Below are 26360 nucleotides of genomic sequence, written 5' to 3'. Positions count from 1 at the left end.
TGAGTTATGGATATTTTAATTTAAGTTTCTACTTTAGCTAAAAAATTACTTAATGAATAAATTCCTTCTTATTTTACTGCTATGCCTTATTGCAATAAAAAGCTTCGCTGGGTCTGACAGTACCGAGGTTAAAGCTAGGAAATTAACTTATTCCGATTTTTTAGGAAAATATTCTATAAACGATACTTCTGCTGCTGTTATCGAAATCTTTTTTGATAAAAAAGATAATAATGCAAAAGGTGAAATGTCATTTTTACCCATTACTGCTGGTGTCTTTTTAATTTTTCCTGTAATTGGAGCTGGGCTATCAGTTGTTAGCATTCCTATGTTTTTACATGGCTCTTATACATTAATTAAGTATAGAAAAAAGAAATTAGTAAATGTGTTAACCGAATATCGAAATACAGGAGAATTACCAAAAGGACTCAGGAAAAAAGTAACAAAATCGATAACCTACGAACAGTATAATTATGAATAAAAAAAGCCAAACATATAAGTTTGGCTTTTTTACTTACTATCTATAAAAATTAATTTACTCTGCTAAAACAATAATTTTATTGTTATTCATTTCAATAACGCCACCTTTCACATCAAATGACTTTTCACTATTGTCTTTTTCAAACACTTTAATTGTTCCAACTTTTAATGTTGAAATTATTGGAGCGTGATTTTCTAACAAACCAAATGAACCATCAGAACCAGGTAAGTTTACCGCAGTTACATCTCCACTGTAAATTTTCTTTTCTGGTGTTATTATTTCTAATTGCATTGTATAAATTTTTTAAATTAAAAGGATATTAAACTTCAGCAAGCATTTTTTGTCCTTTCTCAATAGCTTCTTCAATAGAACCTACTAAGTTAAATGCTGCCTCAGGATATTGATCAACTTCTCCATCCATAATCATGTTAAACCCTTTAATTGTATCTTCAATTGATACTAACACACCTTTTAATCCAGTAAACTGCTCAGCTACGTGGAAAGGTTGTGATAAGAAACGTTGAACACGTCTTGCTCTATGTACAGTCAATTTATCTTCTTCAGATAATTCATCCATACCTAAAATTGCAATAATGTCTTGTAACTCTTTGTATCGTTGTAAAGTTTCTTTAACTCTTTGAGCTGTATCATAATGTTCATGACCAACTACATCTGGAGATAAAATTCTTGAAGTAGAATCCAATGGATCAACCGCTGGATAAATACCTAACTCTGCAATTTTACGAGAAAGTACAGTCGTGGCATCTAAGTGAGCAAACGTTGTAGCTGGAGCTGGATCCGTTAAATCATCCGCAGGAACATATACTGCTTGTACAGATGTAATTGAACCAGATTTAGTTGAAGTAATACGCTCTTGCATTGCTCCCATTTCAGAAGCTAATGTAGGTTGGTAACCTACCGCAGAAGGCATACGCCCTAATAATGCTGATACTTCAGAACCTGCTTGTGTAAATCTAAAGATATTATCAATAAAGAATAAGATATCTTTCCCTTTACCATCTCCTTCACCATCTCTAAAATATTCAGCTAATGTTAATCCAGATAAAGCAACTCTTGCTCTTGCTCCTGGAGGCTCATTCATTTGTCCGAAAACTAATGTTGCCATCGATTCTGATAGACCTTCTTTATCTACTTTAGATAAATCCCATCCACCTTGTGACATCGATTCTTCAAATTCTTTACCATATTTAATTACACCAGACTCAATCATCTCTCTCAACAAGTCATTCCCTTCTCTTGTTCTCTCTCCTACTCCAGCAAATACAGATAATCCTGAGTGACCTTTAGCAATGTTATTAATTAATTCCATAATTAATACCGTTTTACCAACACCAGCACCACCAAACAAACCAATTTTACCACCTTTAGAATAAGGCTCAATTAAATCGATTACTTTAATACCTGTAAATAAAACTTCAGTAGAAGTTGTTAAGTCTTCAAACTTAGGTGGATCTCTGTGAATAGCGTAACCACCTTCTTTAGAAACCTCTCCAATACCGTCAATAGCCTCTCCGATTACATTGAATAAACGACCTCTAATTTGATCTCCTTTAGGCATAATAATTGGCTCTCCTGTAGCAATTACATCCATCCCCCTTCTTAATCCATCACTAGCATCCATTGCTATGGCTCTTACCACATCTTCTCCAACATGTTGTTGACATTCAAGAACAATTTTTTGTCCGTTATCTTTCGTTATAATCAACGCATCTAAAATATCAGGTAGTTGATCAGCGTTTTCAAAACTAACGTCGATTACTGGCCCGATTATTTGAGTTATTTTTCCGGTCTTGTTTGACATCTTTTTAAGATTTTATATTTAAGTATTTTAATGTCTTTTTATCGGCTGCAAAAGTAGTATAATTTATCGATAAAAAACAAAGGTTTTATTAATATATTTTTTTCTATGTTGAGTTGAATTAAATATAGATATTTGTAGCCCTTAAAGTAATTGAATTTATAATTTTTAAACACACTTATTTTCAAGTGAAAATTTATTACAACATTGACGAATTTAAAGCTACAAATAAATCGGTAACTACTACTGGAACATTTGATGGCGTTCATCTTGGACACAATGTTATTTTAAACAAACTAAAACAAGCTGCTCAAAATTTTGGAGGTGAAACAGTTCTCTTAACTTTTTTTCCTCATCCAAGAATGGTTTTACAACCAGAAAACACCGATTTAAGATTATTAAACACAATTGACGAACGAATTGAATTATTAAAAAAATCAGGTATTGATCATTTAATCATCCATCCTTTTTCGAAAGAATTTTCTCGATTAAGTTCTATTGAGTTTGTTAGAGATATTCTTGTTTCTAAATTAAATACTCACAAATTAGTTATTGGTTACGACCACCACTTTGGACGAAACAGAGAAGGTTCTTTTATACATTTAAAAGAATTTGGTCCTTTATACGGATTTGAAGTTGAAGAAATTCCAGCTCAAGATATTGAGCAAATAAACATTAGCTCTACTAAAGTTAGAAACTCCTTAAACAATGGAAATATTAAAGCTGCTAATCAGTTTTTAGGGTACCATTATTTTATAAAGGGTACGGTTGTTGAAGGAGAAAAAATTGGTAGAGAAATCGGATTTCCTACTGCAAATATTAAAGTTAAAGAATGGTATAAGCTTATTCCTGCAAACGGTGTTTATGCTGTAAACATTATTCTTAACAAGATAAAATACAACGGAATGCTTAATATTGGTAATCGTCCTACTTTAAACGGCAACGACATTACTATTGAGGTAAATATTTTTAACTTTAATGCTAACATATATAATAATGAAATTAGAATTGAGTTTATTGATCGTATTAGAGATGAACAGAAATTTGATAAACTTGATGAATTAAAACAACAACTTGAAATTGACAAAAAAACTTCTGTACAGCTTCTTAGCTAAAATTTTACCTGCTTTTATTTTTATTTCTATTAGCTTAGAGGTTAATGCCCAAGCTTTTGAAAAAGAAGCTTTAGATACAATTAAAGAACTCACATTAGAACAAGCTTTAAAAATAGACCCTTTAAAAGTTTATAAGCTTTCTTTAAAAAAAATGAAGCTAAATGAATTGCCTGAAGAAATCTATAATTTTAAAAATTTACAAGCCTTAGATGCTAGTCGAAATAAATTGATTTATTTTCCTCGTAAAATTTCAATCTTTCCACATCTTCAAGAATTAAATTTCTCTAACAACAAAATCCCTTCAATACCTGAAGAATTAGGACTGTTAACTGAATTAAAAACACTAATTCTTAACCAAAATGAACTAACCTCTTTACCTTCAGAAATTAGTAATTTAAAAAAATTAACTTTTTTAGATGTTTGGGGAAATGATATTGGTTTTTTACCTGCAGAAATTGAACTATTAAGCGGATCGCTTAAAGAAATTGACATGAGGGTTATCTTAATGAGTCCTGAAGAGCATAAAAAAATTAAAGAATTATTGCCCGAAACAAAAATTCATTTTTCGAAATCGTGTAATTGTGGTTTCTAAAACTATATAATTACATTTGTGCAAAACCAACTAAAAAAGGTCTTATTCCGTATATTGAATTGATGAACAAAACCTATCTAATTTTAACACTTTTAATTGCTATGCTTTTAGGTGAAAACCTTCAAGCTCAAGATAAATTATTATTCTTAAATGGCAAAGAAGTTGAAGGCTCAATACTTTCTAAAAACAATTACGAACTTACTTTTAAAGACACCAAAAACAAAGAATTTACAGTTGACACTTATCGCTTATTTTCTTACAACCAAAACAATACCGAAAATGTAATCTACAAATTTGACACTTTAGAAGGAAATTTTTTAAAAGTTGAAGATATGAAAATGTTTGTTTATGGTGAGCGTGGAGCCTACGAATCATTTTCTTCACCCGTAGCCAACATTACTGGATTAATTATTGGTGGCGCTGCCGGATATTTAATGCAAAAAGATCAATCCTTTATTTATGTTACTGCTCCATTAGTTTACACAACACTTACCCTTCCTTTTCCTACTCGGTTAAAACAAAAAAAACTAACTAATACCGATCACATTAAAGATGATGAATACTTAAGAGGCTACGAAAGGGTAGCGAGAAGCAAACGAACTCAAAACGCACTAAAAAGCAGTATAATTGGAACTGCTGCTGGCTTCTTAGTTGGATTAATTATTAACTAGCAACTTTATTTTTGAGAGCTTTAATTTTTTTAATTCGTTCTGTAATATATAGCAACATCTTTGTTTCATTATGCGTAACACTTCTTACTCATCAATCATATATATTATTAGAATTACCTCAAAAAAATAAATACTTCCTACTAATATTTGTTTTTTGCGCAACTTATTTCACATATAATATTCAACGAATTTTACGAATAAATTACAGTGAGCTTTTAGGTAAACAGATTGGGATAAGATTAAGTTGGATAGTACGCAACAGAAAAATCCTGCTCCTAACATCTATTTTAGCAAGTATAACATGCATAATAATGCTATTCTTCTTGTCCTTTCAACTATTAAAATTTATAGCTCCGTTAGCATTTTTATCTATTTTTTATGTTGTTCCGTTTTTTAACCTTAATGGAAAAAAAATTGCTTTGAGAAACTACCCTTACATTAAAATAATAATAATTGCTATCGTTTGGTCTTTTGTTACAACCGCTCTCCCCTTTTTAAACCACAGTAATGATATGTTTGATTACAATCAAAATTTTATATTATTAATTACCGAACAGTTTCTTTTTATTCTTGCGATTACATTGCCATTTGACATCAGAGATTTAAGATATGATTTAGCTGCAAATGTTAAAACAATTCCTGCTAAAATTGGCGTAAAAAAAACAATTGTACTTTCTGAGCTTTTATTAGTTGTGTTTATGATTTTAAAATACTACCAATTAAATTTAAATCATATTTCTTACGAGCAATTTACAGCCACAAGTATTGCCCTTTTTATTACAGGAATATTGATAGCGTTTTCTTCACCAAAACGACCAGAATTATTCTTTTCTGGACTAATTGAAGGGACAATGGTATTGATGTATCTAGCTGTATTAATATTTGAATACTAGTCTATTTTTTCTTGTGTCTTTTCTCGTTTCTTTTTGTAAATTTTAATACCCATCATTAATAAAACAGAAAACAACAACAAACCTACAACTCCCCAAACCCAGCCAATATTATTTTTTAAAACCACCAAAAACACAATTGCAAAAAGCAAAACAGTAGCAACTTCATTCCATATTCGAAGTTTAAATGATGAATATTTAATTTGATTATTTTGAAGCTGTACAAATATTCGATGACATAAAAAATGATACACATAAAGAGCTACAACAAAAGTTAGTTTAATATGCATCCATGGACTTAAAAGATATGACTTACCTACTTCTGTTCCAAACAGCAACCAAAAGGCAAAAATTGCAGTAATAATTGCTGATGGCCAAGTAATTCCATACCACAAACGCTTACTCATTAACTTATATTGCTTTTGTAAAACAACCTTAGCATTCTCCTCTTCTCCTTCGGCTTCCACATGATATACAAATAGTCTAACTATGTAAAAAAGGCCTGCAAACCAGGTAACTACAAAAATGATGTGTAATGCTTTTAAATAAAAATAGTCCATAAGTAAATATTTACTCAACGAATTTATACATAAAAGTGCAATTGTAAGTACTTTTGTGAAATGCAAAAAAAAGGAGTTTTACTAGTCAATCTTGGAACACCTGACAGTCCATCTGTTAGTGATGTAAGAAAATATTTACGTGAATTTTTAATGGATAAATATGTAATTGATTTACCATACATTGCTCGTTGGTTATTAATTCATTTAATTATCTCGCCATTTAGAGGCCCTAAATCTGCTAAAATATACCAAGAATTATGGACGGAAAACGGCTCACCTTTATTTCATTACGGAAAGAAAGTTAAAGGTTTATTGCAAAATAAATTAGGAAACGATTATACTGTTGAACTTGCAATGCGTTACCAAAGCCCATCTATTAATAGTGTGCTAAAAAAATTAAAATCTCAAAACATTACAGATTTAGTCGTTATACCTCTATATCCTCAATATGCTTCATCAAGTACTAAATCAAGTATTGAAAAAGTAAAAGAAGAATTGAAAAAAATAAACTTTAACACAAAAGTTAGATTTGTTGAAAATTTTGTTTCAAATCCTAAATTTATTGAAGCTTTTGCTGAAAACGGACTAAAACACTGGAGTACTGGAAAATATGACAAGGTATTATTTAGTTATCATGGGATACCTGAACGCCACATTTTAAAAGACTGTGATAATGGACATTGTAAATTAGATGATAATTGTTGTTCAATATACTCTACTAAAAACACATTATGCTATAGAGCTCAATGTTATGAAACGACTCGCTTAATTGCCAAGGCAATGAATTTAAAAGAAGGAGAGTATCAAACAGCTTTTCAATCTCGTTTAGAAACTCGCGCACGTGATCCATGGTTAAAACCATACTCTGATATTGTAACTGCAGATTTTCCAAAAAACGGTATCAAGAGCGTTTTAGCTTTTTCTCCTTCATTTATTGCTGACTGCCTTGAAACAACTATTGAAGTTGGCGAAGAGTTTAAAGAAATTTTCCATGAGAATGGTGGCGAAAACTGGCAATTGGTAGAAAGTTTAAACGAAAGCCCATTATGGATTGAAGCTTTGGAGCAACTAGCTACCAAGTAATGTTTTTCTTCTTATCTAAGATATTATTTTTTCTAACTACTCCCATTGTATGGATTTTTGGATTGTTATTATGGGGAATTCTAACAAAAAAAGACATCCTTAAAAAAAGGCTACTTTGGGCTTCATTAATTTGCTTTTACTTTTTTTCAAATGCTTTTATTGCAGATGAATTTGTAAGAGCTTATGAAGATAGAAGTATAACTTATAGCGATATAACTAAAACCTACGATGTAGTAATTGTTCTAGGAGGATTTAGCAATTTTGATTCAAAACAAAACTTAATACAATTTCATTCAGCAACAGATAGGTTAATGGCAGGAATAAAACTTTATAAAACTGGTAAAGCAAAAAAAATAATGATAAGCAGTGGTTCTGGACAACTAATGAACCCCAACGAAAAAGAAGCTTTATTCATTAAATCTTATTTATTAGATATTGGCATACCTGAAAAAGATTTAATTATTGAAAGTGAATCGATAAACACCAGAGAAAATGCTGTATACAGTGCTAAAATTTTAAACAACGAATATAAAAATGGGAATTACCTGTTAGTAACATCTGCTTTCCACATGCCTAGAGCTAAAAGTTGTTTTACAAAAGTTGGATTATCTATCACCCCATTTAGTGTTGACCACCAATCTGGTCCCCGCAAATTTCTATTTGATCATTTGTTTATACCTGACTCAGATAGTCTAAGAAGATGGCAAATGCTAATTAAAGAATGGATTGGGTTTACGACTTATAAAATAATGGGCTACTGCTAAAAAATCACTTCTTTACGCGAGTGTAAACTACCACTTTTGTTTCAAAAAAATCTTCTGAAAAATAATTAGGTATTGGATATAACTCCACTTTTTTACCACTTTCAGCAATTTCCTCCGCCAAGTCTCCTCCTTTTAAAAAGAGTATTCCATTTTTAATATCATTAAAACTTTCGGGACTTAACTTTCCTTTTACCCAAGGAATAAAATTATTTATTCGAGTTACGGCTCGGGTTACTACAAAATCAAATTGGTCTTTTATTTCTTCTGCTCTGGCATGTTTTCCTTTTACATTCGTTAACCCAAGTCCTAAAGCAACTTCATTTACTACTTTAATCTTTTTACCGATAGAGTCAACTAACAAAAAATCGCACTCTGGATACAATATTGCTAATGGAATACCTGGAAACCCTCCACCCGTGCCTACATCTAAAATTTTAGTCCCTTTTTTAAAGTTCACTACTTTGGAAATGGCTAATGAATGTAGTACATGCTTCACATAAAGTTCATCAATATCTTTTCTAGAAACAACATTAATTTGAGCATTCCAAAACTTATATAATTCCTCTAGTTTTTCAAATTGAGCAATTTGCACTTCAGATAAATCTGGAAAATATTTTGTGATGTTTTTAATTGATGAACTCATAAAAGAGATAATCTTAAAAATTTCCTTTTTTATGCTGAATTAAGTTGTATAGCTGCTCTCTTGCTCTAAACAATTGAGCTTTAACAGTTCCTATAGGCAATTCTGTTTCTTCAGCAATTTCATCATACGACAACTCTCTAAAATAACGCAATACAATTAAATTCTTATAACGTGGTTTTAAGTGTTCCACAATTTCACGCATAATTCTAATCTTCTGCTTTCTAATAAATCGTTCTTCAGGATCTAAACGCTCATCTCTTATTTCAAAAGTTACTCCACCACCTTCTTCATCTCCAAATTCTTTATCAATAGAAAATGTTACCATTTTCTTTTTTCTGATAAAATCGATACAATTATTGGTTGCAATACGAAACAACCATGTACTAAAAGCATAGTTAGGAGTGTATTGATGTAATCGATTAAAAGCCTTTCCAAATGCCTCAATTGTTAAATCATCAGCATCGTCATTGTTCTTAACCATTTTCAACATCATAAAAAAGATAGCATCTCTATACTTTGTCATTAACTCAGCATAAGCTCTCTCATCTTGAGATTCACGAGCTCTAACAACCAAATCAAAATCTATTTGAGCTTTAGGTGATAAATTTGAGTTTAACTCCATTTAGTGTTCTTTTTTATAAAGTTTGAAATTAATAATAAAGGATTAAAAAACATGAAAAACAATTCTAAAATTGGAGCTAAAAACCATAAATCTTTGCTACCCAACCTTTTTTCTATTTTTATAAATATAAGCAATTGTATTAATAATCTAAGCAGGAATACCCCAACTATTAGATGAATAGAAATTTGTTGAATGACCAAGCTAATAAATAACAAGACAAAAATTAATAACGTAAGTGGATAAATGCTTAACATCAACTTATGTCCAAATTTGTAATATTTTCCAGTAGAAAAATGACGTTTTTTTTGCCTTAGCCATAATTTAAATGTTGCTTTTGGTACCGATACTGTATGGGCTTCTTCTTCAATTACAATTTGAGTGTTTTTAGAGTTAGCAACTTCATTTACAAACAAGTCATCATCTCCGGATAAAATATGCTGATGAGAAGAGAAGCCTTTAACTGAAAAAAACAACTCCTTGTTATAAGCTAAATTTCTTCCAACCCCCATATATGGCAATTTTAAAAGTGCAAAAGATAAATATTGAGTTGCCGTAAAAAGGGTATCAAAACGAATCAATTTATTTAATAAACCTTTTTGCTTTTCATAAGCGCCAAAACCTAGTATAATTTTTTTATTGGCAGCATATTCTGACATCAATTGAATCCATTTTTTTGAAGCAGGCTTGCAATCAGCATCAGTTAACAAAACATTATCGTATTGAGCAGCTTTTATCCCTAAGGTTAATGCAAATTTCTTGCTCCCATAAAAGCGGTCATTGTCTGGAACATTAACAACTTTTAAATGCTTAAACTGCATTGTATAGGCCTTCAATACATCTTCGGTATCATCTACAGAGTGGTCGTTAACAACAATTACTTCAAAATTTGGATAATCTTGATTTAAAAAGTCTGGTAAAAATTTTAATAAATTATCTCTCTCATTTTTAGCACAAATAATTACAGATATAGGCTCACTTTTATTTGAAGTTTCATTTTTATTTTTGAAAAATGCCAAGCGAGAAAAAATGAATAAATAAATCATTAATTGGATAAAAGCAATAATTAAAAACCCCAAAACTAAATAATCAAAAACATCATTAAACTCAATGAATAAGAAGTTATCGGAAAGGTTGTTAAACATTATTTCTTTTCAAATTAATTACTGCTTCAAAAGTAACCTCTTACTATTGGCTAAATAATTATCTTTGGCCAAGTTTTTAAACACAATTAGTTAATAACAATTGATTTTTCGCCCTAAAAAAGCTTTAATCAATTGGCAACCAAACAACATGGATTTTAAATTAGAAAAAAAAGATATTAATAGTAAAGCTCGTGCGGGAACAATCACAACTGCTCATGGAGAAATAAAAACACCCATTTTTATGCCTGTTGGAACAGCAGGAACTGTTAAGGGGGTTCATCAACATGAAATTAAAGACGATATTAAGGCGCAAATAATATTAGGCAATACTTACCATTTGTATCTACGTCCAAAGTTAGACATATTAAAATCGGCTGGAGGGCTACATAAATTTATAAACTGGGACAAACCAATTTTAACAGACAGTGGTGGCTACCAAGTTTATTCACTTTCGGGCAGAAGAAAAATTAAAGAAGAAGGCGCAACATTTTCTTCACATATTGATGGCTCAAAACATTTATTTACTCCAGAATATGTGATGGATATTCAGCGAACTATTGGCGCTGATATAATTATGGCTTTTGATGAGTGCACTCCTTATCCTTGCGATTACAAATACGCTAAAAACTCAATGCACATGACCCATCGTTGGTTAAAGCGTTGTTGTGAGCGTTTTGATTCAACAGAGCCACTATATGGTTATGACCAAACGTTGTTTCCTATTGTTCAAGGTAGTACCTACAAAGATTTAAGAAAGCAGTCTGCTGAAAAAATTGCAAGTTTTGAACGAGAAGGAAATGCTATTGGTGGGCTATCTGTTGGTGAACCTGATGATGAAATGTATGAAATGTGTGAAGTGGTTACCAACATTTTACCTGAAGACAAACCTCGCTACTTAATGGGAGTTGGAACACCTATTAATTTATTAGAAAACATTGCTTTAGGAATTGACATGTTTGATTGTGTAATGCCTACCCGAAATGCTAGAAATGGGATGTTATTTACCAGTCAAGGTACCATTAACATTAAAAATAAAAAATGGGAAAATGATCTTAGTCCTATAGACCCAGATGGCACAAGTTATGTTGACAGCTTTTACAGCAAAGCTTATTTACGTCATTTAATTATTTCGAAAGAAATTTTAGGTGCTCAAATTGCTACGATACACAATTTAGCTTTTTATTTGTGGCTAGTAACTGAAGCTAGAGAACAAATTTTAGCTGGAACATTTTATGACTGGAAAGCGAAAATGGTTAAACAATTAGGCCAAAAACTATAAGTTGAAAAAAATTGACCTATATATCATCAAAAAGTTTTTGGGGACATTCTTCTTCTCATTAATTCTTATAATTCCTGTAATCGTTGTATTCGATTTATCAGAAAAAATGAGAGATTTTATAGAGCGTAAAGCTCCTGTAAAAGCAATTATAGTTGATTATTACTTCAATTTTGTACCCTATTTGGTAAATCAGTTTAGCCCCCTTTTTATTTTTATTGCAGTAATTTTCTTTACTTCAAAAATGGCAAGCAACTCTGAAATTGTTGCAATACTTAGTGGTGGAGTTAGTTTTAAAAGGTTACTTCGCCCCTTCTTATTATCTGCCGGTGTGCTGGCAATTCTTTCTTTTTATTTAAATAATTTTTTAATTCCAGATGCGAATAAAGAACGTTTAGCATTCGAGGAAGTTTACTATCGAAATAAATTTAGAAACAATGCTCATAACATCCATTTACAAATTGATTCGAGCACTTATATTTATATGACTAATTATAATGTGGATTTAAACTTAGGGATTAATTTTTCAATCGAATCTTTTAAAGATGGAGAATTATCTTACAAATTACTTTCTGATAATGTAAGGTGGGATAGTGTTTCTAATCAGTGGCAAATTTCTAATTATGTAGAACGTCATATTAACGGGTTAAATGAAACTATAAATAAAGGATACACAAAAGACACCATACTTAATTTTAAACCCGAAGAATTTAGAAGAAGGGATAACTTTATTGAAACTAAAGACTTTTTTGCTCTAAACAAACTCATCGAAGAAGAAAAATTTAAAGGCTCTCGTTTTGCTGTAGATTGTGAAATTGAAAAGCAAAAACGAATGGCTTATCCATTCGCAACTTTTGTGCTCACAGTTATAGGTGTTTCATTATCGAGCCGTAAAGTAAGAGGCGGAATTGGGTTACATATTGGGATAGGATTATTAATAAGTTTTTCTTACATCTTATTTATGCAAGTATCCGCTACTTTTGCTAAAAATGCAGGTATGCCAGCCATGATTGCCGTCTGGATTCCTAATGTATTATACAGTGTGTTGGCTTTATACTTATTGAAAAAAGCTCCAAAGTAAGGTTATTCACTTCTTTCAAAAACACCATAAACAGCAGACCCACTTCCTGTCATTGAAGCGTATACGGCACCATTTTTATACATTTTTTCTTTCAATTCTTTAATTTCAGGATGATTCGGAAAAATAGACTCTTCAAAATCATTTTTAATCGTTTCTTTCCAGTTTTCAATAGGTGCTACTGCTATTAATGATTTAATGTTTTTAACGGGTTCTTTTGGGTGAATTCCTGCATAAGCTTCAGCTGTGCCGATATGTATGTTTGGATATTCTATTTTTATTTCAAAAGTTAATAAATCTAATTCTATATCCTTAAATTCATCCCCTTTATTAAAAGCAAAAACTGGTTTGTTTTTTATAAAAAAAGCACAATCACTCCCTAATTTTTGGGCATAAGAAATTAATTGTTCATCAGTTAATTTTAAATCAAATAAGTCATTTAATCCTTTTAGAGTAAATGCTGCATCAGCAGAACCTCCACCCAATCCAGCTCCAATAGGAATAACTTTTAGTAAGTAAATGTGTACAGGGGAAATATTAAAATCTTGCTTTAATAATTGATAAGCTTTTAAACATAAATTGTCTTTTTTGCTTCCTGGTATTTCAATTCCTGTACTTGTAAATTTTAGCTCTTCACATTTTACAATTTCGAGCACATCATATAATTCAAAAACAGGATAAAATATACTCTCAATGTTATGAAAACCATCATTACGCTTCTCAGTAACATTTAACCCAATATTAATTTTTGCATTTGGAAACAAGACCATTCTACTCTTTATTTATCGATTATTCTTCTGTTTTAATCCAAAAATACAAATAACAATAATGGAAAGTAAACTAATTTTGTAATTTAGCCTATTATTAATTATTGGAAAAAGATGGCAGTATATTTAGATTTTGAAGAACCAATAAAAGTTTTAGAAGATCAGTTAGCTGAAAATGTAAAACTACAAGTAGATAAAGGGGTTGACACTTCTAAAATTATCAACGAGATTGAAAAAAAACTAGTTGAAACTAGAAAAGAAATTTATAGTAATCTTACTCCTTGGCAAAAAGTTCAAGTATCTAGACACCCAGAAAGACCATACACTTTAGCATATATTAAAGCCATTACTGATGGTGAATTTATTGAGTTACATGGCGATAGAACGGTAAAAGATGACAAGGCCATGGTTGGTGGTTTTGGTAGTATTGACGGTCAAACAGTGATGTTTATTGGTCAACAAAAAGGAATCAATACCAAGATGCGTCAGTACAGAAACTTTGGAATGCCAAATCCTGAAGGCTACAGAAAGGCCTTAAGGTTAATGAAAATGGCTGAGAAGTTTAATAAACCTGTAGTTTGTTTGGTTGATACCCCTGGTGCTTTTCCTGGATTAGAAGCTGAAGAAAGAGGGCAAGGAGAGGCAATTGCAAGAAACTTATTAGAAATGTCTCAATTAGAGGTTCCTATTATTGTTATTGTTATTGGTGAAGGAGCATCTGGTGGTGCGTTAGGAATTGGTATTGGCGACAAAGTTTTAATGCTTGAAAATACATGGTATTCAGTAATATCTCCAGAATCTTGTTCTTCTATTTTATGGAGAAGCTGGGATTTTAAAGAAAGAGCTGCCGAAGCATTAAAATTAACAGCAAATGACATGCTAGAAAATAAACTTATTGATGGCATTATTAAAGAACCAATCGGTGGAGCTCACACTAATCCAGATAAAACTTTTGAAATAGTTAAAAAGGAAATCTTAAAGCATTTAGCGAAATTAAAAGAAACTGATAAGGATAAATTAGTTGCTTCTCGAATTAAAAAATTCTGCGCAATGGGCGCTGTTGGTGAATAATTAACTTATTTATTATACCAAATATCAAAATCTGAAATGGCCTCTGAATTAATATAAGAGGTCATTTTTATTTTAGAGGAATAATCATAAACCGATAATTCGGAACCACTTATTACTCCAAGTTGATTAGTTAAATAATCGTACTTCACTTTTTGAGCATTTATTCCACTTAAATAAATTGTTTTAGTAAAATTGTTATAATTAACTAGAATCAAATCTCCATTCTGAATAATTAAATATTTCCCTAAACTAATCTCTGTACAATCTTCAATAAGTCCTGCATTTAAAAGAAATGGTTGCCATATTGAATTTTGAGCAATATCAAAAACTTGAATTTTACCATTAATTGCATTATTAGTAAAAACAACTAGCTCGTTATTTGATAAGGAATACATATCAATAACATCTTCATTAATTATTGTGTTTTGCTTTTCTAATCCGGTTGCTAAATAATAAGCTACTAAACGAATCTCAGCAATAGTCTTGTGCTTTTGCTCAGTAACTAACAGACTTCCATTGTGAACAGAAAGCTGTTCAGTATAAAAATTAGTTAATGCTTGAGCACTAAAATTAGGAATACCTGACTTCAAGTAACTTTGTATATTTTGATTGAAATATCCTACAAAAGTCTGATTTTCATTAGCTGCCAGTCCTGTAAAATGAGCAAAACCACTTGCATTATTATTTAAACTCCATGAAATCATACCTGTGCTTAAGTTATAAGCAGTTAAATTGCCCGATAAATTTCCAGAACTAATTACTTCTTGATTAATCGAGTTTACTACTCCATTTAAAAAATCACCATTTACATTATATAGCATTGAGGCATTATTCAAACTATCTAGTTTAACAATATTTGTTGAAGTTCCATTATTACTAAACAAAACAAATCCATTTCTTCTTTTAGGAAATTCATTAATATTTAGTTCAACAAACTTAGAAGTAGAGTTAATGCCATCATTTACAGTAATTGCTAAGCTATACTTTCCTGAAGCCATTTGAGGATTATCTAAAATTAGTTTTTCATTCAATACATAATTTCCCGAATTTAAATTCAAATTAATACTGTTTCCAGTAGAAATATTATTATCATCATTTAACGAAATACTTATATTAGTTAAACTATTATTGTCACTAACATTTCCCTGAATATAAATGGTATCTCCTACTGAAAAATATTGTCCTTGAGATGGAGAAGCAATGTAAATTGTTGGAATTGATTCATCACTCAAATCCTTATTGCATGAATTAAAAACAACAAGTAATAACGCAAAAATCCAATTTAGTGTGTTTCTCATGGTATAAAATTAACCTTTTAATCTACACTTAACAACTTGTTGAAAAGCTGTTTATAACGAGTTAAAAAGACTACTTTCTTCTTTATTATAAAGCAAGCTAATAAGTTGGCAAAATATGAGTTTTAAAATCTCGTTTCATTTAAACAATAACAATGTAAATAAGTATCTTTGAGTTATGAGCGAAATGGATAAAACATCAGGAAGGAAAAGAACGAAGCCAGCTTCGTCAACAAGTAATATTCCTAATACACATGGAAAATTACCTCCACAGGCAGTTGATTTAGAAGAAGCTGTATTGGGAGCTTTAATGCTTGAAAAAGAAGCTGTAAATACGGCTATAGATATTTTACAAGCTAAAAGTTTTTATAAAGATGCTCATCAAAAAATATTTGCTTGTATTCAAGATTTATTTACTAGATCTGAGCCTATAGATATATTAACCGTAACACAAGATTTAAAACAAAAAGGCGAGCTTGATATAGTTGGTGGAGCATATTACATAACTCAATTAACAAACCGCGTAGCCTCTGCTGCTAATATTGAATTTCATGCTCGTGTTATTGCACAAAAATATATACAACGAGAGTTAATAAGAATATCATCAAACATTATTACAGAAGCTTACGATGAAACTACCGATGTTTTTACATTGTTAGATAAAGCTGAAAGTAATTTATTTGCTGTTGCAGAAGGTAACTTAAATAAAAGTTACGACAGCATGTCTGATTTAATTCGTGAATCGATTAAAAAGATAGAAACTGCAAAAAATCAAGAAGAAGGAGTTATTGGTGTTGCTTCTGGATTTACCGCTTTAGACAGAGTTACTTCTGGTTGGCAACCTTCAGATTTAGTAATTATTGCAGCTCGACCTGCAATGGGAAAAACATCTTTTGTGCTTTCGTTAATGAGAAATGCAGCTGTAGATTTTAAAATGCCTGTTGCCTTTTTTTCACTAGAGATGTCTTCTGTTCAATTGGTTACACGTTTAATTTCTGCTGAATCAGAAATTTCTTCTGAAAAGCTAAGAAGTGGAAACTTAAGAAATGACGAAATACAACAAATTCACAGTAGAATTACTGGATTAGCAGAGGCTCCTATTTTTATTGATGACACAGCTGGTTTATCAGTATTTGAACTTAGAGCAAAAGCACGAAGACTAAAAGCTCAACATAATATACAATTATTAATAATTGATTATTTACAATTAATGACTGCTGGAGGAGACCACAAAGGTGGAAACCGTGAGCAAGAAATTAGTACAATTTCTCGATCATTAAAAAGTATTGCAAAAGAATTGAACATTCCTGTTTTAGCCTTATCTCAATTAAGTAGAGCCGTAGAAACTAGAGGTGGAGATAAAAAACCTATGCTTTCAGATTTAAGGGAATCTGGTTCTATTGAGCAAGATGCTGATATGGTTCAGTTTCTTCACCGCCCGGATTATTATGGAATAACAGAGGATGAAGATGGAAACTCTACTGTTGGTATTGCCAATATTATTATTGCCAAGCATAGAAATGGTGCGGTTTGTGATGTACAATTAAGATTCATTAACGAATTAGCAAAATTTGAAGACCTTGATAAAAGTGCATTTTACAACAATGATTTAGACGACGGAAATTTTGCTACAATGCCTGTTGGCACTGATTTTGAAAATCAAGGGACAATCACACGTGCTTCACGAATGAATGATAACGATGATTTTGATTTCGATAATGATGATAATGATGCACCTTTTTAAGGGGTTAAAACAAAAAAATGCATTTTAAGAACAAATTAATTACCCTGCTAATACTAGTGTTTCTTTCATTTAAAGCAAACGCTACCTATTTGCTTATCCCTATGGATAATGTTCAAAAAAATCATTTAAAAGCTTATGGCGTAGCTTTTTGGATTTTAGAAAATCAAGTAGATATCAATTGGTTATTAAATTACCGAGGTGGAAGTTTTATGATAAAACACATTAAAGCCATAGAAGAAGAATTAATAATTAGAGGTGTAACATTTGAAGTAATTGCTGATGTTAAGTCAACAGCTATTTTACAACAAATTGCCGATCCTGAGGTAAATATGGATGTCGTGAAATTAGAAAAAGTTCCAAAAGTTGCTGTTTATTCACCAAAAAACAAACAACCTTGGGATGATGCTGTAACTCTAGTTTTAACCTATGCTGAAATTCCTTACGATGTAATTTATGATGATGAAATAATTCAGGACAAATTACCGCTTTATGATTGGTTACACTTGCATCACGAAGATTTTACGGGGCAATATGGAAAGTTTTATGCAAGATATAGAAGTGCAGCATGGTACAAAGAACAAGTAAGATACAACGAAGAAACAGCAAGCAAACTAGGTTTTAGTAAAGTTTCGGAACTAAAATTAGGTGTCGCAAAAAAAATAAAAGAATTTACCATGGGTGGAGGTTTCTTATTTGCTATGTGCTCCGGAACAGATGCTCTTGATATTGCTTTAGCAGCTGAGAATATAGATATTTGTGAAGCCATGTTTGATGGCGATGGAACGACTCCTGATTATAATTCTAAATTAGATTACAGTAAAACTTTTGCTTTCAAGGATTTTACGCTAAAAACTAATCCTTTAGAATATGAATTTTCTAATATAGACGCTACCGAAACACATGCTAAAACACCTGAAAAATTAGACAATTTTACCTTATTTGATTTTTCAGCAAAATGGGACCCTGTTCCAACCATGTTATGCCAAAACCATGAAACATTAATTAAAGGCTTTTTTGGTCAAACAACCTCGTACAATAAGCAATTTTTAAAATCAAGCACACTTGTAATGGGTGAAAACAAAAGTTTAAACGCTGCTAAATACATACATGGAGAAATGGGGAAAGGTACTTGGACTTTTTATGGTGGTCATGACCCTGCTGATTACCGCCACATGGTTGGTGACCCTCCTACCGATTTAAACTTGCATCCAAATTCGGCAGCTTATCGTTTAATCCTAAACAATGTATTATTTCCTGCAGCTAAGAAAAAGAAGCAAAAGACTTAATCAAACATATTCCAACTTACTCCAAATTTAAACGACCTATCGTGTGCAGGAGTTGTTGGGGTTAGCAAATAAGAATATCCTGACATACCTGCATTAATATGTTCCCACTTAAAAAATACTTGTGCTCTTTTTAAATGCGTACTAATAAAAAAATCAACATAAGGATAAGCTCCTATTTCATTTTTGTTTTGCGCATAAAATTGAGAAATACTTGGCATAAATTCATAAGCGTAATAATCAGAAGTAAAACTAGCATTAGCACCAACTCTAACTTTTAAGCTTCTTTTAAAAAGCTTATTCTCATAATACACTACTTGCCTTGCTACTATATTTGGTAAAGGCATAATAACATCATCAGAAGTTATTTGATAAATTAAGGCTGTTTTAAAATGAAATTTATAAATACGGTAATCTTTTTCAACTCCCAAAGAAATATTGTTAGTTGCAAAATCATGTTGTATCAAGTTTACCAATGTATCGAAATACATAAAATTATCTCTCAACTTGGCATTTGCAAAAAGAGTTAATCTATATTTTTCAAGTTTAACTTTAGCTCCAAAATATATTGTTTGCTCTTTTTCTAAACTATCATTTATCCATTTAAAATGGTTTGATATAAAGTTTTTATAATACAACTCTGGTTCAATTAATTTATAACTTCCTTCTAAACCAATTGTAAGAATTTCTGTTGGCTTATACTTAACATGAATAGAAGAATTCACATCATCAGCATTATATCCATTTAATCCATAGCTAAAGTTTGCATTTGTTATTGTCTTATTAGTTTTATAACCAATCATTAATCCAGCATAAAAAGAATTAAAATTAGAGTCTATACCCATAAACTGATTATATTCATGTTGGTAATAATCAAAACTTCCTTGAACACTAAATTTTCCGTTATCAAACCCCAAGTTAATCGTATTTCTAAAATACTTAGCAAAGGTAGAGTCAACCCAAAATTTAGAAGTAGAATCTAAATAAGTTTCGGCGTAAATCGGAGAACTGATATCGTAATCAAAATAACTTCTACGTTTTGTATTATACTCATTTTCTAAACCAACATAAACTTTATTACTACGTATTGAATCAATTTTTGAGTTTATAAAATTTAATCGTTGACTAACTTCAACATTCGTTTGTTTCAACGTATAATACGATTGTTCATTATTTACTGTATATAAACTTCTTCTGCCTAAACTATCTTTTTCAAAATCAGTGATATCTGCTAAACCTCCATTTTCTTGATTTTCTATTCTATCAATTTCTGCAGCTAGTCTTAATTGATATAAATTATTATCCGTATTGAAACGAAAATCTCCTGTAAATAAATTTTGATTTGCTTCTTGATTAATATAAATACCTGGGGAACTAACTCTTTTATAATTAAAATGCAGTGAAGCTAACTTTCCAAATTTCTGTATATGGTTTAAGGATAATATTTGTTCTCTTCGTCCTGCATTAATCCACGTTAAGTTGGTAAAGGGTTTAAACCCTTCAAGCTTAAATAGTTTATCTTTTACCGAAGTGGGAGCAAAAACATTTTTTTGATTATCAAGATTATATGTAGTAGGAAAATAAAACGAAGAACCGTATGTCCCTAGATTTGAAATAGGTGTATTATTAAAATGTTTGTAAAAAAGAATGTCTAGAAAATTATTATCATTAAACAATACAGTTTCATATTCTTTATTAGTTTGAGCAAGAGAATCGGTCTCCTGTTGTGCATTAACAGTAAAAAGATTAAATATGAATAATATAAAAAAGTATTGTTTCATTAGGAAAACGAAAGTAATAAAAAAGCCCCAATCTAGTTGAAAGGGGCTTAATTAAAAATTGGCGACGACATACTCTCCCAAGTGTTACCTTAGTACCATCTGCGCTAGCGGGCTTAACTGCTCTGTTCGGAATGGGAAGAGGTGATCCCCGCCGCTATAATCACCATAAATCATAAATATGAGATGACAAAAATTGAAAGAAATTATAAGTAAAATTTATTAGAGTGTTAGAAAGCTCACGGGTAATTAGTATTGCTCGGCTATGACATTACTGCCTTTACACCTGCAACCTATCAACGTCATCATCTTTAACGACCCTTAAGGGAAATCTCATCTTGAGGCTGGCTTCGCACTTATATGCTTTCAGTGCTTATCCAATCCGAACGTAGCTACTCTGCAATGCAGCTGGCGCCACAACAGATAAACCAGAGGTTCGTTCAACTCGGTCCTCTCGTACTAGAGTCAAATCCTCTCAAATTTCCAACGCCCACAACAGATAGAGACCGAACTGTCTCACGACGTTCTGAACCCAGCTCGCGTGCCACTTTAATGGGCGAACAGCCCAACCCTTGGGACCTTCTCCAGCCCCAGGATGTGACGAGCCGACATCGAGGTGCCAAACGATTCCGTCGATATGAGCTCTTGGGAATCATCAGCCTGTTATCCCCGGAGTACCTTTTATCCTTTGAGCGATGGCCCTTCCATACGGAACCACCGGATCACTATACTCGACTTTCGTCCCTGCTCGACTTGTCTGTCTCACAGTCAAGCGTCCTTATGCTATTGCACTCTACGTACGGTTACCAAGCGTACTGAGGACACCTTTAGAAGCCTCCGTTACTCTTTTGGAGGCGACCACCCCAGTCAAACTACCCACCACGCACTGTTCATACGAATATGTTAGACTCCAAGCAAATAAAGGGTGGTATTTCAAGGATGACTCCACAACACCTGGCGATGCTGCTTCAAAGTCTCCCACCTATCCTACACATCATTTACCCAAAGTCAATGCGAAGCTATAGTAAAGGTTCACGGGGTCTTTTCGTCCCGTTGCGGGTACCCGGCATCTTCACCGAGACTACAATTTCACCGAGCTCATGGTTGAGACAGTGCCCAGATCATTACACCATTCGTGCAGGTCGGAACTTACCCGACAAGGAATTTCGCTACCTTAGGACCGTTATAGTTACGGCCGCCGTTTACTGGGGCTTCAATTCAGTGCTTCTCCGAAGATAACACCTCCTTTTAACCTTCCAGCACCGGGCAGGTGTCAGGCCTTATACGTCATCTTTCGATTTAGCAAAGCCATGTGTTTTTGATAAACAGTTGCCTGGGCCTTTTCACTGCGGCCCTCATTGCTGAGGGCGCCTCTTCTCCCGAAGTTACGAGGCGATTTTGCCTAGTTCCTTAACCATGAATCACTCGAGCGCCTTAGAATACTCATCTTGACCACCTGTGTCGGTTTATGGTACGAGTAGCATATATCTGAAGCTTAGAGGTTTTTCTAGGAAGTCTGATTAGGGACATTATCCAATTGCTCGAAAGCTCTTGGTACTATCAAGTTCAGCTAGGTCTGCGGATTTTCCTACAGTCCCAATACCTACACTCTTTAACGAACTATTCCGTCAGTTCGCAGTCCTTTCACTACTCCGTCACCCCATCGCAATATATGCTAGTACTGGAATATTAACCAGTTATCCATCCACTACCCCTTTCGGGTTCGCGTTAGGTCCCGACTAACCCTGATCCGATTAGCGTTGATCAGGAAACCTTAGTCTATCGGCGAGCAGGTTTCTCGCCTGCTTTATCGTTACTTATTCCTACATTTTCTTTTCTAGCCGCTCCAGCATACCTTACGATACACCTTCAGTGCAACTAGAATGCTCCCCTACCAATTGCAGTAAACTGCAAGTCCATAGCTTCGGTAATATGCTTATGCCCGATTATTATCCACGCCCAATCGCTCGACTAGTGAGCTGTTACGCACTCTTTAAATGAATGGCTGCTTCCAAGCCAACATCCTAGCTGTCAAAGCAATCGGACCACGTTAGGTCAACTTAGCATATATTTAGGGACCTTAGCTGATGGTCTGGGTTCTTTCCCTCTCGGACATGGACCTTAGCACCCATGCCCTCACTGCTGTATAAAAGTCATAGCATTCGGAGTTTATTAGGGGTTGGTAGGCGGTGAAGCCCCCTAGCCCAATCAGTAGCTCTACCTCTATGACTATAAATTACAACGCTGCACCTAAATGCATTTCGGGGAGTACGAGCTATCTCTCAGTTTGATTGGCCTTTCACCCCTACCCACAAGTCATCCAAACACTTTTCAACGTATATTGGTTCGGTCCTCCATTGCATGTTACTGCAACTTCAACCTGCTCATGGGTAGATCACCAAGTTTCGCGTCTACCCCCACTAACTAAACGCCCTATTCAGACTTGCTTTCGCTTCGGCTGCGGACCTGAAGTCCTTAACCTTGCTAGTGAGGAGTAACTCGTAGGATCATTATGCAAAAGGCACGAGGTCACTTGCGCTCCCTCCGCTTGTAAGCGTACGGTTTCAGGATCTATTTCACTCCCTTGTTCAGGGTACTTTTCACCTTTCCCTCACGGTACTAGTTCACTATCGGTCTCTCAGGAGTATTTAGCCTTACCAGATGGTTCTGGCAGATTCACACAGAATTTCACGTGCTCCGTGCTACTCAGGATACTGCTAGGTATTAAAATGATTTCGTTTACGGGACTATCACCCTGTATCGTTCAACTTTCCAGAAGATTCTACTATCATTTTAAAGTCCACGTTGCAGTCCTACAACCCCACTAATGCCGAAACATTAATGGTTTGGGCTAATCCCCGTTCGCTCGCCGCTACTAGGGGAATCACTATTGTTTTCTATTCCTCCGGGTACTTAGATGTTTCAGTTCTCCGGGTTAGCTTCCCTTGCGGGATAACTGGTCTTCAACCAGCTGGGTTGCCCCATTCGGAAATCTACGACTTAAAGGTTATTTGCACCTAATCGTAGCTTATCGCAGCTTATCACGTCCTTCATCGCCTCTGAGAGCCAAGGCATCCGCCGTACGCTCTTAGTTACTTTCTTAACTAATTTAATAAATTTTAATTATAATTTCTTTCAAGATGTCAAAGAACATTTCCTAACAATTTAGGAATGTGGAGAATATCGGAGTCGAACCGATGACCTCCTGCGTGCAAGGCAGGCGCTCTAGCCAGCTGAGCTAATCCCCCAATACAAGTTGTAGTCCCACGCAGATTTGAACTGCGGACCTCTACATTATCAGTGTAGCGCTCTAACCAACTGAGCTATAGGACTATAAAAATCTAAGCTTGTAGGCTAAAAGCCCTAACTGAGCTTGTTTTGGGTAAAAAAATGAAGAAGATAAAAAAAAGATAAGTACCATCTCAATAAATTGAGATTGAAACAACCTTCTCTAAAAAGGAGGTGTTCCAGCCGCACCTTCCGGTACGGCTACCTTGTTACGACTTAGCCCCAGTTACTAGTTTTACCCTAGGCAGCTCCTTGCGGTTACCGACTTCAGGCACCCCCAGCTTCCATGGCTTGACGGGCGGTGTGTACAAGGCCCGGGAACGTATTCACCGCGTCATGGCTGATACGCGATTACTAGCGATTCCAGCTTCACGAAGTCGAGTTGCAGACTTCGATCCGAACTGAGATGCACTTTAGAGATTAGCATTCTGTCACCAGATAGCTGCCCTTTGTATGCACCATTGTAGCACGTGTGTAGCCCTGGACGTAAGGGCCGTGATGATTTGACGTCATCCCCACCTTCCTCACGGTTTGCACCGGCAGTTTCTTTAGAGTCCCCGACATTACTCGCTGGCAACTAAAGATAGGGGTTGCGCTCGTTATGGGACTTAACCCGACACCTCACAGCACGAGCTGACGACAACCATGCAGCACCTTGTAAATTGTCCGAAGAAAAATCTGTTTCCAGATCTGTCAAAATACATTTAAGCCCAGGTAAGGTTCCTCGCGTATCATCGAATTAAACCACATGCTCCACCGCTTGTGCGGGCCCCCGTCAATTCCTTTGAGTTTCAATCTTGCGACCGTACTCCCCAGGTGGATTACTTATCACTTTCGCTTAGGCACTAACAGTATATCGCTAGCACCGAGTAATCATCGTTTACGGCGTGGACTACCAGGGTATCTAATCCTGTTCGCTCCCCACGCTTTCGTCCATGAGCGTCAATAATAGTTTAGTGAGCTGCCTTCGCAATCGGTGTTCTGTGTCATATCTATGCATTTCACCGCTACATGACACATTCCGCCCACTTCATCTATATTCAAGAAAAACAGTATCAATGGCAGTTCTACAGTTGAGCTGTAGGCTTTCACCACTGACTTATCTTCCCGCCTGCGGACCCTTTAAACCCAATGAATCCGGATAACGCTTGGACCCTCCGTATTACCGCGGCTGCTGGCACGGAGTTAGCCGGTCCTTATTCGTATAGTACCGTCAGCCCTCTACACGTAGAGGGGTTTCTTCCTATATAAAAGCAGTTTACAACCCATAGGGCCGTCATCCTGCACGCGGCATGGCTGGTTCAGACTTTCGTCCATTGACCAATATTCCTCACTGCTGCCTCCCGTAGGAGTCTGGTCCGTGTCTCAGTACCAGTGTGGGGGATAACCCTCTCAGGCCCCCTATCTATCGAGGTCTTGGTGAGCCGTTACCTCACCAACTAACTAATAGAACGCATGCCTATCCCTAACCGCCAAAGCTTTAAGAACTCTATGATGCCATAGAGAAATATTATGGAGTATTATTCTTCCTTTCGAAAGGCTATCCTCCAGTTAGGGGTAAGTTGCATACGCGTTACGCACCCGTGCGCCACTCGTCAGCAAAAGAGCAAGCTCTTCTCTGTTACCGTTCGACTTGCATGTGTTAGGCCTGCCGCTAGCGTTCATCCTGAGCCAGGATCAAACTCTCCGTTGTAATTAATTTTTAATGTTGTTAAAAATTGCTTCACATTGGATAGAAATTATTCTACTCAAGGATACTTACCTTTTTTTTTAATTTATCTTACTTCAATTTTTTCAAAGAACACTATATATAATATAGAGAACTATATTTTAATCTATCTTTTTAAACTCTTATCGAGAACATTTTCTCTTTAGAGGGGTGCAAATGTACAATTATTTTTAATCTCTCCAAATAAAATCTAAATTATTTTTAAACTTTATTTCTAACACCAAAACCATTGTCTCAAAAGCGGATGCAAAAGTAGAACTATTTATTCAACCTCCAAACTTATTTACATAAATTTTAAAAGTTTTTTAATCCTACTAACGCTTCATCATTTCATTCCCTTTATACAACCCAAAACCACTGTTCTGAAAGGGTCGGCAAAACTAATCACCTTTTATATACTACCAAAATTTTATTGAATAAAACCTGTAGACTTGTAATGCAAAAAAGCCCCAATCTAGTTGAAAGGGGCTTAATTAAAAATTGGCGACGACATACTCTCCCAAGTGTTACCTTAGTACCATCTGCGCTAGCGGGCTTAACTGCTCTGTTCGGAATGGGAAGAGGTGATCCCCGCCGCTATAATCACCATAAATCATAAATATGAGATGACAAAAATTGAAAGAAATTATAAGTAAAATTTATTAGAGTGTTAGAAAGCTCACGGGTAATTAG

The 26360-nt window shown here is 33.9% G+C and carries 21 protein-coding genes, 2 tRNA genes and 5 rRNA genes (1 of these 28 only partly in view); 12 read left to right on the top strand and 16 right to left on the bottom strand.

The window, feature by feature from the left end:
• Positions 1 to 52: 52 nt before the first annotated feature.
• Positions 53 to 478, top strand: coding sequence for a hypothetical protein (locus FRY74_RS06715; RefSeq protein ID WP_147099866.1), 426 nt, complete (start codon positions 53 to 55; stop codon positions 476 to 478).
• 54 nt (positions 479 to 532) lie between these two features.
• Here the strand turns inward: FRY74_RS06715 and atpC are convergent, their stop codons facing one another.
• Both atpC and atpD read right to left on the bottom strand, forming a co-directional pair.
• The gene (gene atpC, locus FRY74_RS06710; protein ID WP_147099865.1) at positions 533 to 769 is read right to left on the bottom strand and encodes an ATP synthase F1 subunit epsilon; all 237 of its coding nucleotides are present in this window, start codon (positions 767 to 769) and stop codon (positions 533 to 535) included.
• Positions 770 to 797: 28 nt separating this feature from the next.
• Entirely contained in the window at positions 798 to 2300 is a 1503-nt protein-coding gene (gene atpD, locus FRY74_RS06705; protein WP_147099863.1) for a F0F1 ATP synthase subunit beta, read from the bottom strand.
• A gap of 185 nt (positions 2301 to 2485) precedes the next feature.
• Between atpD and FRY74_RS06700 the strand changes: the two genes are divergently transcribed.
• Genes FRY74_RS06700 through FRY74_RS06685 form a run of 4 tightly spaced genes read left to right on the top strand, consistent with a single transcriptional unit; the run spans position 2486 to position 5568 of the window.
• Entirely contained in the window at positions 2486 to 3412 is a 927-nt protein-coding gene (locus FRY74_RS06700) for a bifunctional riboflavin kinase/FAD synthetase (protein ID WP_147099861.1), read from the top strand.
• A complete protein-coding gene (locus FRY74_RS06695) occupies positions 3372 to 4004 on the top strand; it encodes a leucine-rich repeat domain-containing protein (protein ID WP_147099860.1) in 633 nt (210 codons plus the stop codon). Before FRY74_RS06700 ends, FRY74_RS06695 begins: the two co-directional genes overlap by 41 nt.
• The gene (locus tag FRY74_RS06690; RefSeq protein WP_170227971.1) at positions 3992 to 4675 is read left to right on the top strand and encodes a hypothetical protein; all 684 of its coding nucleotides are present in this window, start codon (positions 3992 to 3994) and stop codon (positions 4673 to 4675) included. Before FRY74_RS06695 ends, FRY74_RS06690 begins: the two co-directional genes overlap by 13 nt.
• Before the next feature lie 11 nt (positions 4676 to 4686).
• Positions 4687 to 5568 carry a UbiA family prenyltransferase gene (locus FRY74_RS06685; RefSeq protein ID WP_223265841.1) on the top strand — a complete coding sequence of 294 codons (882 nt, stop codon included), beginning with the start codon at positions 4687 to 4689 and terminating at the stop codon, positions 5566 to 5568.
• Here the strand turns inward: FRY74_RS06685 and FRY74_RS06680 are convergent.
• Positions 5565 to 6125 carry a CopD family protein gene (locus FRY74_RS06680; protein WP_147099854.1) on the bottom strand — a complete coding sequence of 187 codons (561 nt, stop codon included), beginning with the start codon at positions 6123 to 6125 and terminating at the stop codon, positions 5565 to 5567. The genes FRY74_RS06685 and FRY74_RS06680 overlap by 4 nt on opposite strands.
• Positions 6126 to 6185: 60 nt before the next feature.
• On the opposite strand from FRY74_RS06680, the gene hemH reads away from it, so the two are divergent.
• Positions 6186 to 7208: a ferrochelatase gene (hemH, locus tag FRY74_RS06675; RefSeq protein ID WP_147099852.1), complete on the top strand. Its 1023-nt coding sequence runs from the start codon at positions 6186 to 6188 to the stop codon at positions 7206 to 7208.
• Positions 7208 to 7972 carry a YdcF family protein gene (locus FRY74_RS06670; RefSeq protein WP_147099850.1) on the top strand — a complete coding sequence of 255 codons (765 nt, stop codon included), beginning with the start codon at positions 7208 to 7210 and terminating at the stop codon, positions 7970 to 7972. The genes hemH and FRY74_RS06670 overlap by 1 nt, the downstream gene beginning before the upstream one ends.
• Positions 7973 to 7976: 4 nt before the next feature.
• Here the strand turns inward: FRY74_RS06670 and rsmG are convergent, their stop codons facing one another.
• The 3 genes from rsmG to FRY74_RS06655 are packed head-to-tail and all read right to left on the bottom strand — an operon-like array spanning position 7977 to position 10379.
• Entirely contained in the window at positions 7977 to 8615 is a 639-nt protein-coding gene (gene rsmG / locus FRY74_RS06665; protein WP_147099848.1) for a 16S rRNA (guanine(527)-N(7))-methyltransferase RsmG, read from the bottom strand.
• 13 nt (positions 8616 to 8628) lie between these two features.
• Positions 8629 to 9237 carry an RNA polymerase sigma factor gene (locus FRY74_RS06660; protein WP_147099846.1) on the bottom strand — a complete coding sequence of 203 codons (609 nt, stop codon included), beginning with the start codon at positions 9235 to 9237 and terminating at the stop codon, positions 8629 to 8631.
• Entirely contained in the window at positions 9228 to 10379 is a 1152-nt protein-coding gene (locus FRY74_RS06655; protein ID WP_147099845.1) for a glycosyltransferase, read from the bottom strand. Before FRY74_RS06655 ends, FRY74_RS06660 begins: the two co-directional genes overlap by 10 nt.
• 148 nt (positions 10380 to 10527) lie before the next feature.
• On the opposite strand from FRY74_RS06655, the gene tgt reads away from it, so the two are divergent.
• Positions 10528 to 11658, top strand: coding sequence for a tRNA guanosine(34) transglycosylase Tgt (gene tgt / locus FRY74_RS06650; RefSeq protein ID WP_147099843.1), 1131 nt, complete (start codon positions 10528 to 10530; stop codon positions 11656 to 11658).
• Between the two features lies 1 nt (position 11659).
• The gene (locus tag FRY74_RS06645) at positions 11660 to 12736 is read left to right on the top strand and encodes an LptF/LptG family permease (RefSeq protein ID WP_147099842.1); all 1077 of its coding nucleotides are present in this window, start codon (positions 11660 to 11662) and stop codon (positions 12734 to 12736) included.
• A gap of 2 nt (positions 12737 to 12738) precedes the next feature.
• Here FRY74_RS06645 and ispE read toward each other — a convergent pair whose 3' ends face one another.
• Positions 12739 to 13503 carry a 4-(cytidine 5'-diphospho)-2-C-methyl-D-erythritol kinase gene (gene ispE, locus FRY74_RS06640; RefSeq protein WP_147099840.1) on the bottom strand — a complete coding sequence of 255 codons (765 nt, stop codon included), beginning with the start codon at positions 13501 to 13503 and terminating at the stop codon, positions 12739 to 12741.
• Positions 13504 to 13614: 111 nt separating this feature from the next.
• Between ispE and FRY74_RS06635 the strand changes: the two genes are divergently transcribed.
• Positions 13615 to 14571 carry an acetyl-CoA carboxylase carboxyltransferase subunit alpha gene (locus tag FRY74_RS06635; protein WP_147099838.1) on the top strand — a complete coding sequence of 319 codons (957 nt, stop codon included), beginning with the start codon at positions 13615 to 13617 and terminating at the stop codon, positions 14569 to 14571.
• Positions 14572 to 14576: 5 nt separating this feature from the next.
• Here the strand turns inward: FRY74_RS06635 and FRY74_RS06630 are convergent, their stop codons facing one another.
• Positions 14577 to 15869 carry an Ig-like domain-containing protein gene (locus FRY74_RS06630; RefSeq protein WP_147099837.1) on the bottom strand — a complete coding sequence of 431 codons (1293 nt, stop codon included), beginning with the start codon at positions 15867 to 15869 and terminating at the stop codon, positions 14577 to 14579.
• 184 nt (positions 15870 to 16053) lie between these two features.
• Here FRY74_RS06630 and dnaB point away from each other — a divergent pair, with 184 nt between their 5' ends.
• Together dnaB and FRY74_RS06620 are read left to right on the top strand one after the other, a co-directional pair.
• Positions 16054 to 17610: a replicative DNA helicase gene (dnaB, locus tag FRY74_RS06625; RefSeq protein ID WP_189765259.1), complete on the top strand. Its 1557-nt coding sequence runs from the start codon at positions 16054 to 16056 to the stop codon at positions 17608 to 17610.
• 17 nt (positions 17611 to 17627) lie between these two features.
• Complete coding sequence (locus tag FRY74_RS06620) at positions 17628 to 18896, top strand: asparagine synthetase B (RefSeq protein ID WP_147099834.1); 1269 nt, start codon at positions 17628 to 17630, stop codon at positions 18894 to 18896.
• Here the strand turns inward: FRY74_RS06620 and FRY74_RS06615 are convergent.
• From FRY74_RS06615 to FRY74_RS06580, 8 genes are all read right to left on the bottom strand, one after another.
• Complete coding sequence (locus tag FRY74_RS06615) at positions 18893 to 20674, bottom strand: putative porin (protein WP_147099832.1); 1782 nt, start codon at positions 20672 to 20674, stop codon at positions 18893 to 18895. The genes FRY74_RS06620 and FRY74_RS06615 overlap by 4 nt on opposite strands.
• A gap of 56 nt (positions 20675 to 20730) precedes the next feature.
• Positions 20731 to 20842 (bottom strand): 5S ribosomal RNA (gene rrf, locus FRY74_RS06610).
• A gap of 58 nt (positions 20843 to 20900) precedes the next feature.
• Positions 20901 to 23773, bottom strand: a 23S ribosomal RNA gene (locus FRY74_RS06605).
• 72 nt (positions 23774 to 23845) lie between these two features.
• Positions 23846 to 23919 (bottom strand) — tRNA-Ala (locus tag FRY74_RS06600).
• Between the two features lie 11 nt (positions 23920 to 23930).
• Positions 23931 to 24004: transfer RNA gene (locus FRY74_RS06595), tRNA-Ile, on the bottom strand.
• A 122-nt stretch (positions 24005 to 24126) separates the two neighbouring features.
• A 16S ribosomal RNA gene (locus tag FRY74_RS06590) occupies positions 24127 to 25652 on the bottom strand.
• A gap of 514 nt (positions 25653 to 26166) precedes the next feature.
• Positions 26167 to 26278 (bottom strand): 5S ribosomal RNA (gene rrf, locus FRY74_RS06585).
• Positions 26279 to 26336: 58 nt separating this feature from the next.
• A 23S ribosomal RNA gene (locus FRY74_RS06580) occupies positions 26337 to 26360 on the bottom strand (it continues 2849 nt past the right edge of the window).
• Together the 16S, 23S and 5S rRNA genes with 2 tRNA genes alongside form the textbook arrangement of a ribosomal RNA operon.

It is taken from the genome of Vicingus serpentipes (genome assembly GCF_007993035.1).
Taxonomy (GTDB): Bacteria; Bacteroidota; Bacteroidia; order Flavobacteriales_E; family Vicingaceae; genus Vicingus; species Vicingus serpentipes.
This window is presented reverse-complemented; position numbering and strand designations above follow the sequence as displayed.

Excerpts from the sequence above, each read along its gene's own strand:
- rsmG (WP_147099848.1), bottom strand. The coding sequence starts at position 8,615 with ATGAGTTCATCAATTAAAAACATCACAAAATATTTTCCAGATTTATCT.
- atpC (WP_147099865.1), bottom strand. The coding sequence starts at position 769 with ATGCAATTAGAAATAATAACACCAGAAAAGAAAATTTACAGTGGAGAT.
- hemH (WP_147099852.1), top strand. The coding sequence starts at position 6,186 with ATGCAAAAAAAAGGAGTTTTACTAGTCAATCTTGGAACACCTGACAGT.
- FRY74_RS06620 (WP_147099834.1), top strand. The coding sequence starts at position 17,628 with ATGCATTTTAAGAACAAATTAATTACCCTGCTAATACTAGTGTTTCTT.
- atpD (WP_147099863.1), bottom strand. The coding sequence starts at position 2,300 with ATGTCAAACAAGACCGGAAAAATAACTCAAATAATCGGGCCAGTAATC.
- FRY74_RS06630 (WP_147099837.1), bottom strand. The coding sequence starts at position 15,869 with ATGAGAAACACACTAAATTGGATTTTTGCGTTATTACTTGTTGTTTTT.
- FRY74_RS06615 (WP_147099832.1), bottom strand. The coding sequence starts at position 20,674 with ATGAAACAATACTTTTTTATATTATTCATATTTAATCTTTTTACTGTT.
- dnaB (WP_189765259.1), top strand. The coding sequence starts at position 16,054 with ATGGATAAAACATCAGGAAGGAAAAGAACGAAGCCAGCTTCGTCAACA.
- FRY74_RS06655 (WP_147099845.1), bottom strand. The coding sequence starts at position 10,379 with ATGTTTAACAACCTTTCCGATAACTTCTTATTCATTGAGTTTAATGAT.
- FRY74_RS06660 (WP_147099846.1), bottom strand. The coding sequence starts at position 9,237 with ATGGAGTTAAACTCAAATTTATCACCTAAAGCTCAAATAGATTTTGAT.
- FRY74_RS06670 (WP_147099850.1), top strand. The coding sequence starts at position 7,208 with ATGTTTTTCTTCTTATCTAAGATATTATTTTTTCTAACTACTCCCATT.
- FRY74_RS06680 (WP_147099854.1), bottom strand. The coding sequence starts at position 6,125 with ATGGACTATTTTTATTTAAAAGCATTACACATCATTTTTGTAGTTACC.
- FRY74_RS06635 (WP_147099838.1), top strand. The coding sequence starts at position 13,615 with ATGGCAGTATATTTAGATTTTGAAGAACCAATAAAAGTTTTAGAAGAT.
- ispE (WP_147099840.1), bottom strand. The coding sequence starts at position 13,503 with ATGGTCTTGTTTCCAAATGCAAAAATTAATATTGGGTTAAATGTTACT.
- FRY74_RS06715 (WP_147099866.1), top strand. The coding sequence starts at position 53 with ATGAATAAATTCCTTCTTATTTTACTGCTATGCCTTATTGCAATAAAA.
- tgt (WP_147099843.1), top strand. The coding sequence starts at position 10,528 with ATGGATTTTAAATTAGAAAAAAAAGATATTAATAGTAAAGCTCGTGCG.